Annotated in this window: 6 protein-coding genes; 2 read left to right on the top strand and 4 right to left on the bottom strand. The window is 67.1% G+C overall.

From position 1 onward, the window contains the following. The coding region (locus VEG08_15380) for a TonB-dependent receptor (GenBank protein HXZ29376.1) at positions 1-2,607 on the top strand (2,607 nt) is incomplete at its 5' end. Between the two features lie 8 nt (positions 2,608-2,615). Continuing rightward, complete coding sequence (locus tag VEG08_15385) at positions 2,616-4,673, top strand: VWA domain-containing protein (protein HXZ29377.1); 2,058 nt, start codon at positions 2,616-2,618, stop codon at positions 4,671-4,673. 417 nt (positions 4,674-5,090) lie between these two features. Here VEG08_15385 and VEG08_15390 read toward each other — a convergent pair whose 3' ends face one another. The 4 genes from VEG08_15390 to VEG08_15405 all read right to left on the bottom strand — a co-directional run bounded on the left by VEG08_15390 (position 5,091) and on the right by VEG08_15405 (position 8,979). After that, the gene (locus VEG08_15390; GenBank protein HXZ29378.1) at positions 5,091-5,678 is read right to left on the bottom strand and encodes a chemotaxis protein CheD; all 588 of its coding nucleotides are present in this window, start codon (positions 5,676-5,678) and stop codon (positions 5,091-5,093) included. 235 nt (positions 5,679-5,913) lie between these two features. Continuing rightward, entirely contained in the window at positions 5,914-7,266 is a 1,353-nt protein-coding gene (locus tag VEG08_15395) for a sigma-54 dependent transcriptional regulator (GenBank protein ID HXZ29379.1), read from the bottom strand. 84 nt (positions 7,267-7,350) lie between these two features. Then, positions 7,351-8,169: an NAD(P)-dependent oxidoreductase gene (locus VEG08_15400; GenBank protein HXZ29380.1), complete on the bottom strand. Its 819-nt coding sequence runs from the start codon at positions 8,167-8,169 to the stop codon at positions 7,351-7,353. Between the two features lie 36 nt (positions 8,170-8,205). Further along, a complete protein-coding gene (locus VEG08_15405) occupies positions 8,206-8,979 on the bottom strand; it encodes a formate dehydrogenase subunit gamma (GenBank protein HXZ29381.1) in 774 nt (257 codons plus the stop codon). Between the last annotated feature and the right edge of the window lie 106 nt (positions 8,980-9,085).

Here is a 9,085-nt window from a genome sequence, read left to right on the forward strand (position 1 = left end):
GGCGGGCCGGGTGGTGGACCGGGAGGCCCCGGCGGAGGCGGGCCCGGCGGGCCGGGAGGTTTCGGCGGCGGCGGCATCTTCTTGATGGGAGGCGGAGGCGGGCGCGGGCGTGGGCGCTTCGACATCAACCGCCCCCACGGCGCCCTGTTCTACACCCTGAGCGATTCCGCCTTCGACGCTGCCCCCTACTCCCTCACCGGCCAGCCCGCCAGCAAACCCAGCTACACCCGGCACAGCTTCGGCGCGGTGCTGGGCGGGCCGCTGAACATCCCCAAGATCTACCACGGCGGCGACAAGACCTTCTTCTTTCTCTCCTACAACGGGTCGGTGGGAGATTCTCCCTACAATGCCTTCAGCACGGTGCCCACCCTGGACGAACGCAAGGGGATCTTCCCGGTGCCCATCTACGACCCGGCGACCCACCTGCCCTTCCTGAACAACACCATCCCCGGGGGCATGATCAGCACGGCCGCGTTGAACCTGCTGCCCTTTATCCCCGAGCCCAACCTGCCGGGGACGATCGACAACTTCCACTTCGTGACCTCGGCCACCAACAACACCAACAACGTCAACGTGAGGTTGATCCACAACTTCGGGACGCTGTTGAACACGCTGCGGCCGGGTGGGCAGCGCAACCTGATCACCTTCGGCTTCCACTACCAGACCTCCGACGCCACGCTGACCAATCCCTTCCCCAGCGTGGGCGGTGACACTTCCGCGCAGAGCTTCGATATCCCCATCGCCTACATCCGCAGCTTCCACAAGATCACCAACATCCTGCGCTTCGACTTCAACCGCAACCGCGTGGAAACCACGAACCTCTATGCCTTCGTGACCGACGTGGCAGGGCTGGCGGGGGTGACGGGGGTTTCGACCGACCCCTTCGACTGGGGCCTGCCCAACCTGTCGTTCAGCAACTTCGCCGGCGTGCACGACATCAATCCCCTGCTGCAACGCAACCAAACCCTCTCCCTCTCCGACTTCATGGTGTGGACGCACGGCAAGCACACGCTGCGCTGGGGCGGCGACTTCCGGCGGCTGCAGATCAACACGCACACCGACAGCAACGCGCGCGGCAGCTTCGTCTTCACCGGGGTGAACACGGCGCAGTACGTGGGCGGCCTGCCGGTGGCGGGCACGGGGGTGGACTTCGCCGACTTCCTGCTGGGCCTGCCGCAGATGACCTCGGTGCAGTTCGGCGCCAATAATTTCTACTTCCGCGGCAACTCCTGGGACCTCTTTGTCCAGGACGACTGGCGGGTGCGCGGCAACCTGACCCTCAACTTCGGGCTGCGCTACGAATACGTCTCGCCCTACACCGAGCTGAACAACCAGATCGTGAACCTGGACGCGAACCCGCAGTTCACCGCGGTGGCGCCGGTGCTGCCGGGACAGGTGGGTCCCTTCAGCGGGGTCTTTCCGCTCAGCCTGGTCCGCCCCGATCGCAATAATTTCGCCCCCCGCATCGGCATCGCGTGGAAGCCCTTCGCCAAGACGGTGGTGCGCGCCGGCTACGGCATCAACTACAACACCGGCCAGTACACCAACCTGGTGCAGCAACTGGCCTTCCAGCCGCCCTTTTCCTTCACCCAGACCAACGTGGAGTCGGCCACGCTGCCCCTGACCCTGGAGAACGGCTTCCCGCCGGTCCCGCCCTCCACCATCACCAACAACTACGGCGTGGACGTCGATTACGCGCTGGGCTACGTGCAGATCTGGAACCTGGACGTCCAGCGTGAGATCACGCCCACGCTGATGCTGAACCTGGACTACACCGGCACCAAGGGCACGCACCTTGACATGCTGGAAGCGCCCAACCGCTCCTTCACGGGGGTACGCATCCCCGGGGTGCAGCCCTTCCTGTGGGAGACCTCCGTGGGCGACTCCATCGCCAATGCGGGCACGGTGCGGCTGCGCAAGCGCCTGCAGCACGGCGTTTCCATCGGCGGCAGCTATACCTGGTCCAAGTCCATCGACAACGCCTCCAGCATCGGAGGCGGGCAGGCGGTGGTGGCGCAGAACGCCTTCGACCTGGCGGCCGAGCGCGGGCCCTCCAGCTTCGACCAGACCCAGCGCTTCACCGCCGACTACCTCTGGGAGCTTCCCTTCGGGCGCGACCGGCGCTGGCTGGCGCAGCCGGGCGCGCTGCGCACCCTGCTGGGAGACTGGTCGTGGAGCGGCGACTGGACCATCGCTTCGGGCATGCCCTTCACCGCGCGCGTGCTGGGTAACTTCGCCGACGTCAACCGCGGCACCAACGGCACCTTGCGCGCCGACTACAACGGCCAGCCCATCTCCCTGCCCGACCCCAGCATCGCGGAGTGGTTCAACACCGCTGCCTTCAGCGTCCCCCCGGACGGACTGCTGGGCACGGCCGGGCGCAACACCATCCGCGGGCCCGGGCAGGTGCTGTTCGACATGGCCCTGAGCAAGGTGTTCTCCGTGAGCGAGACCCGCCTGCTGGAGTTCCGCGCCCAGGCCACCAACATCTTCAACACTCCGCAGTTCACCAGCATCGACACGGCGGTGAACTCGCCCACCTTCGGACGCGTGGTCGCGGTGGGGCCCATGCGCACCATGCAAGTGGTGGCGCGCTTCCGCTTCTGAGGCCATCTATGACGCAGACACGGACCAACTGGAGACGAAGAGCGCCGGCGCTGCTGCTGGGCCTGGCTCTGGCCGGCGCTGCCCTGCCCGCACAGCAACCGCAGCCGCAGTACACCATCCGGGCCAACGCGGAGCTGGTGCTGGTGAACGTCACCGTGCGCGACAAAAAGGGTGAGTTCGTGCGCGGCCTTACCCAGAGCGATTTTACGGTGCTGGAGGACGGCAAGCCGCAGAAGGTCCTGAGCTTCGACATCGAGAACCCGGACGCCGTGGCCGAGGCAGGGCCGCAGCAGGCGACATTGCCGGGGACCCCGTCCGCGCCGGGTGCGGCACCGCCAGCGGCAACTTCCTCCGCTGCCTTCAAGGACCGCCGCCTGGTGATCCTGTTCTTCGATCTGACCTCCATGCAGCCGGAGGAGATCGAGCGCGCGGTCAAGGCGGCGCAGAACTACGTGGACACGCAGATGGCGGCCGCCGACCTGGTCGCGGTCGTCTCTCTGGGCAGCTCGCTGAAGGTGGACCTGGACTTCACCTCCGACCGCACCGCCTTAAAGAAAGTGCTGGCCGCCTACAGCCTGACCGGCGGCCAGGGCTACGAAGCGGGCTCGACGGGAACGACCGAAGGAACGCCCGATACCGGCCAGTCCTTCACCCCGGACGAGACCGAATACAACATCTTCAACACCGACCGGCGTCTGGAGGCGCTGCGCTCGGTGGCCGCCACCCTGACGCACATCGACCAGAAGAAATCGCTCATCTACTTTTCCAGCGGCATGGACCGCACCGGGGTGGAGAACCAGTCGGAGCTGCGGGCCACCATCAACGCCGCCGTGCGCGCTAACCTGGCTATCTACACCATGGACCTGCGGGGCCTCGAGGCGCTGGTGCCGGGCGGGGAGGCGCAGCAGGCCAGCCTGCGCGGCACCGCCGCCTACTCCGGGCGCGCCACCCTCAACCAGTTGAATTCCAACTTCTCCAGCCAGGAGACGCTGGTCACGCTGGCGGGCGACACCGGCGGCCGCGCCTTCCTCGACAGCAACGATTTTTCCCGCGTCTTCCGCCAGGTGCAGGCCGACACCGGCACCTACTATGTGCTGGGCTACCGCAGCTCCAACCCGGCGCGCGACGGGCGCTACCGGCGCATCACCGTGCGCCTGAACCGCCAAGACGCGAAGCTGGACTTCCGCCGCGGCTACTATGCACCCTCGGATTTCCAGCACTCCTCGCGCGACGACCGCGAGCGGCAACTGGCGGAGGCGCTGAACTCCGATCTTCCCGTGACCGACTTCCCCGTCTACCTGGCCACCGCCTACTTCCGCTCTGATGGCGGACGGTTCTACGTCCCGGTCTCGCTGGCGGTGCCGGGCTGGGAGATCCCCTTCACCCACGGCGGCGACCAGGACAAGGCCACGCTCGACGTCATGGGTCTGGTTCTCGATGAGGCCCAACGCCCCATCGGCCAGGTGCGCGACACCGTGAAGCTCGCCGTCGCCGGCACGCAGCAGGTGCGCCGCAAGAACGTGCAGTACGACACCGGCTTCCTGCTGCCGCCCGGCAAGTATCACCTGAAGTTCGTGGTGCGCGAGAACCAGACCGGGCGCATGGGCTCGTTCGAGACCGACTTGGTCGTCCCCGACCTGGAAAAGGCGCCGGTGAAGCTCAGCGCCATCGTGCTGGCCAGCCAGATGCAGCCAGCGGGCAAGGGCAAGAGCGAGAACCCGCTGGTGAAGGACGGCAACGAGCTCATCCCCAACGTCACCCACGTCTTCTCCTCGGGCCAGCATCTCTACTTCTACTACGAGGTTTACGATCCCGGGCGCGAGGGCAAGGAGGGCGTACACGTGCTCAGCAACGTCGCCTTCTTCCGCGGCAAGGTGAAGGCCTACGAGACGCCGCTGGTCGAGGCCAAGCAGATCAACCTGCCTGCCCGGCACGCGGTCGCCTTCCAACTCGACGTGCCACTCTCCCAGCTCAAGGCCGGGTTCTACGTCTGCCAGGTCAACGTGGTGGACGACGCCGCCGGGCGCTTCCAGTTCCCGCGGGTGGGGATGCTGGTGCGGCCATAAAAAGGGACGGCGCCGGCCGGAGCGCTGCTCCAGGGCCGACGCCCTCCCGTCCCGCAGCGGATCATGGCCGGCACTCGCCTACGCCCCCGCCGCGACTTCCGCAGAAGAAGCGGTCCGCTTGCCGGCGTAGGCCAGTCCTCCGTGGGTGTCGCCACCGAGGATGCGGGGGATCAGAGGTTCGAAGCCGACCCTTTCCCCGCACGAGCCATGTCCTGCAGGTGATCCACGTTGACCCGGGCCGAGTGGAGCGTTCCAACGTCCCTAGGTTGGACCACCCGGCTCGCCGCGTCGGACCATGACACCCATGGCCGTGGACTTCTCTCCGGCTCCCCGAACCTGGCGCGATCGCGGGCCCCACGCGCGGGAGGCCCGGGACCGCGGAGCAGGAGAGCCCGACTACTGTTCCCTGCTGCCACGTCAGAGCCGCTGCCACCACGCCCGGCCGTCGTCGGTCTGGAAGACCAGCTTGCGCCCCTGGGTTCCGCCGACCTCGCTTTCCACCAGCCGGATGTTTTTCTCCTTCAGGAAGTGGATGGCGACCTTGACGTTGCGGTGCCCCAAGCACTCGCGGGCGTTCCCAAAGGTGATCTTGGGGTGCGCGCCGCCATAGAGCTTGGCCTGCAGCGCGCCGGGGTCCGCGCCCAAGTCCAGCAATCGCTGCAGCAGCGCCGCCGTGGCGTGGTTGCCGTAGCGGGCGGGATCGAGCCCGTCCTCCGGCCCGTCGGGAAAGACGAACTGGCAGGCGCCGCCGATGCCGGTGCTGGGGTCCCACAGGCACAGCGCGCAACCTGAGCCCACGATGGTGGTGATGGCAAAGGGCTGCGGGCTGGCGAAGATCTGGCCGGGGATCAGGTAATGCCGGCCGCGCGGAACATCGCCTGCCTCGGCGAGGCGCGGGTAGTATTCCTGCGGTAGTGTGGGAGCGGGACCGGGCGTCTTCAGCATCATCTCTTCGATCATCAGGGCGGCGGTCGTGTCTTCCGCCAGCAGGACTCGGTTGAACATCAACGTCTCTTTCCTCGTGCTTCTCGCCAAGGCAGCGCCTTCGCTCTCAATGGGTAAGAGCAAGTGCCTTGCCAGAGCCGGCGAGACCGACGACAGACAGGCCTAAGCCACTGAATCACAAGCTAGTTACGGGGTGCCTGGCTGCGCGGGTTAGCATCCCTGCTGAGCTTGGTTTTCTGGATTTCGAACGCTGAAGTCTGAGAATCAAACGCTTGCCGGCGCGGCGGCCGCAAGCCTAGGTCAGTTGCATCGCCTTCAGTCTCTGGTAGAGCGTGCTCTTGGCGATGCCCAAGCGCTTGGCGGTCTTCTCCACGTTGTTGTTCTCCTCGGCGAAGACGCGGGCGATGTGGAAGCGCTCCAGTTCGTCCAGGGTCCAGGCGGATTCGTAAGTGGGCGGACGGCTCCCCGCCTTGGCTTCGAAGAAGAAGTCGGCGGGCTCGAGGACCGGCTTGTCGCTGAGCAGCAGGGCGCGCTCCAGCACATTGCGCAATTCGCGGATGTTGCCGGGCCAGTCGTAGGAGCGCAGGCGCTGCACCGCCCGGGACGACAGCTCCGCCGGCGAGCGCGCCATGTCGATGCAGATCCGCTGCAGCAGGGCGGCGGCGATGGCCGGGACGTCTTGGGCGCGCTCCCGCAAGGCCGGGATGGCGATGGGCACCGTGCTGATCCGGAAGTAGAGGTCGCTGCGGAACACCTTGCTCTCGATCAGGCGGCGCAGGTCCTGGTGGGTGGCGGCGACGAGGCGGACGTCAACGAAGCGATCGCGCACGTCGCCCATGCGCCGGAAGCGCTTTTCCTCCACCACCTTCAGCAGCTTGGGCTGGACGGTGGGATCGATGTCGCCGATCTCGTCGAGGAAGATGGTGCCGCGGTGCCCCACCTCGAGCAGGCCGGGCTTGGCGCTGACCGCTCCGGTGTAAGCGCCCTTCTCGTAGCCGAACAGCTCCGACTCCAGGAACTCGCGGGTGAGGCCGGCGCAGTTCAGGTCGACGAAGGACTCGTCGGCGCGGGGCCCGTTCTCGTGCAGCCAGTTGGCGAGTACGCCTTTGCCCGTCCCCGTCTCGCCCTGGATCAGGACCGGGCTGTGGCTCTTGGCCACCTTGGCGGCGGTCTCGGCCAGCTGCCGGATGGCCGCGCTCTCGCCCAGGAAGGGGTCCAGCACGACTCGCCGCCGGCGCGTGCTGCTGGCCAACTGCTTCTGCTGGTTACGAGAGTTCTCCAGCACCCTCTGGATGACCAGCAGGAGGGAAGCCGGCTCGATGGGTTTGGCCAGGCATTGCTCCGCCCCCGCCTTGATCAGCGAGACGCCCAGCTCCATGGAGCCGTATCCGGTCAGCACGATGAGCGGGATGGCCGGCTCCACCTGCTTGAGCTTGGGAACCAGATCGAGGGCGGTCCCGTCGGGCAGGCGAAAATCGAGCACGGCGACGTCGGGACGGACGGCTTCGAAGCTCCGCAGCGCGGCCGCGAAGGTGTCGGATTCTTCGATCAGGAAGCCGTTGGCGGTGAGGAAACGGGCGAAGACTCGGCGCACGTCCGGGTCATCGTCGAGCAGCAGGATCTTCCGGCCTTCGAAGGCTGTGCTCATGACATGGGTTGCAAGTCAGGATTATACGAGGCGGGGCGGGGATCGGGCCGAGGAATCCGCTGCTGGCGCCCGGGCGCACTCCTGTTAGTCGATGAAAATGTCGGACCGCAGCGTCGCGCCGGGCTTGACGGCATAGCGCGAGAGGTCGGTGACGCCGACGTCGGCGAGAACTTCGTCATCCAGGAAGAAGTTGCCGGTGCAGGTGCGGCTGGGGCGGGTGAGGATGTGCCAGGCGGCGTCGGCGACGATCTCGGGCGTACGGGCACGCTCCGGCTCGGCGCCGGGGATCACCTGCAAGGCTGCGGTGGCGATGGTGGTGCGCGGCCACAACGCGTTCACCGCGATCCCCGCCTCGCGGAACTCCTCCGCCATCCCCAGAACGCACAGGCTCATGCCGTACTTCGACATGGTGTAGGCCAGGTGGGGCGCGAACCACTTAGGCCGCAGATCGAGCGGCGGCGACAGGTTCAGGATGTGAGGGTTCTGCGCCCTGACCAGATGCGGCAGGCAGGCCTGCGAGCACAGGTAGGTGCCGCGGACGTTGATGCCCATCATCAGGTCGTAGCGCTTCATCGGAGTCTGCAGCGTGCCGGTCAGGTTGATGGCGCTGGCGTTGTTGACCAGGATGTCGAGGCCGCCGAAATGCTGAACCGCCTTCTCTACCGCCGCGGAGACCTGCTCCTCGAAGCGGATGTCCATGGGCAGGGCCAAGGCCTTGCCACCGGCGGCCTCGATCTCCGCGGCGGCGCTGTGGATGGTGCCGGGCAGCTTGGGATGTGGCGTCTCGGTCTTGCCGGTGATGACGACGTTGGCGCCGTCGCGGGCGGCGCGCAGGCCGATGGCCAGGCCGATCCCGCGGCTGGAGCCGGAGATGAACAAGGTCTTGCCGGCGAGGGAAGACATGATCCCTAGAGGCTACCGCGAGCGGACCGCTGCTGGCTAGGGCGCGTCGCGGTCGCGGGGGTCGAGCGTGGCGGCGCGAGCGCGCTCGCGGCGCACGGCCTCTTCATAGGCGGCGCGCGCGTCCTTGCCGGTCGCGCGCTTGTACCAGGCCGGATGATGGGTCCAGGCCCAGCGCTCGGTGACCGTGCCCCGGGTCATGGACTGCAAGGTGCCGGGCTGCCCCACCGTGCTCAGGTACACGTGGAAGAAGATGCCGAAGAGCATGATCAGCGCCGAGATGTCGTGCAGCACGTAGCTGACGGCCACGGCCCAGCGCCCGGTCATCTCCGGGAACCACATGATCAAGCCGGTGATGAGGTAGACCACGCAGCCGCCGCCGATCTCCCAGTACTGCAGCTTCTGCCCAGCGTTGAAGAAATCGGTGGTGGGGGCCTCGACGGGGTCCTGGTTGCGGATGTAGCGGCGGAGGTTGCGGATCCACTTGCTGTCGTCCGGCGTCCAGCGCATGGGCGCCAGCCAGTTGAAGAACTGCAGCGCGAAGAAGATCACGAAGCCCAGCCCGAACCAGGGATGCAGCATGCGGGTGGTGGCCCCGCCGCCGAACACGGGCGTGAACCAGCGGAAGATCCAGGGCATGTAGATGCCGAAGCCGGAGAGCAGGGCCAGGAAGAAGAAGATCCCGACCATCCAGTGCAGGAAGCGGGTGTAGACGCGGTGGCGCGGCAGCTCGCCCTCGTGCACCACGGTCGAGCCCATGCGGTCGATGGCGTTGGGCGAACGTTGCTCGAAGCGTTCCACGGAGGTCGCCATGTTATGCCCCCTTCCCCGCCGGCGGCGCGCTGGGCGGCGCGGCCGCCTTGACCGGCAATTCCGGCTGCGGCCGGTGCGCGCCCCGGAAGACGTAGTGGAAGAGGGC

The organism is Terriglobales bacterium, assembly GCA_035624475.1.
Lineage (GTDB): Bacteria > Acidobacteriota > Terriglobia > Terriglobales > Acidobacteriaceae > DASPRL01.

Excerpts from the sequence above, each read along its gene's own strand:
- VEG08_15405 (HXZ29381.1), bottom strand. The coding sequence starts at position 8,979 with ATGGCGACCTCCGTGGAACGCTTCGAGCAACGTTCGCCCAACGCCATC.
- VEG08_15390 (HXZ29378.1), bottom strand. The coding sequence starts at position 5,678 with ATGTTCAACCGAGTCCTGCTGGCGGAAGACACGACCGCCGCCCTGATG.
- VEG08_15400 (HXZ29380.1), bottom strand. The coding sequence starts at position 8,169 with ATGTCTTCCCTCGCCGGCAAGACCTTGTTCATCTCCGGCTCCAGCCGC.
- VEG08_15385 (HXZ29377.1), top strand. The coding sequence starts at position 2,616 with ATGACGCAGACACGGACCAACTGGAGACGAAGAGCGCCGGCGCTGCTG.
- VEG08_15395 (HXZ29379.1), bottom strand. The coding sequence starts at position 7,266 with ATGAGCACAGCCTTCGAAGGCCGGAAGATCCTGCTGCTCGACGATGAC.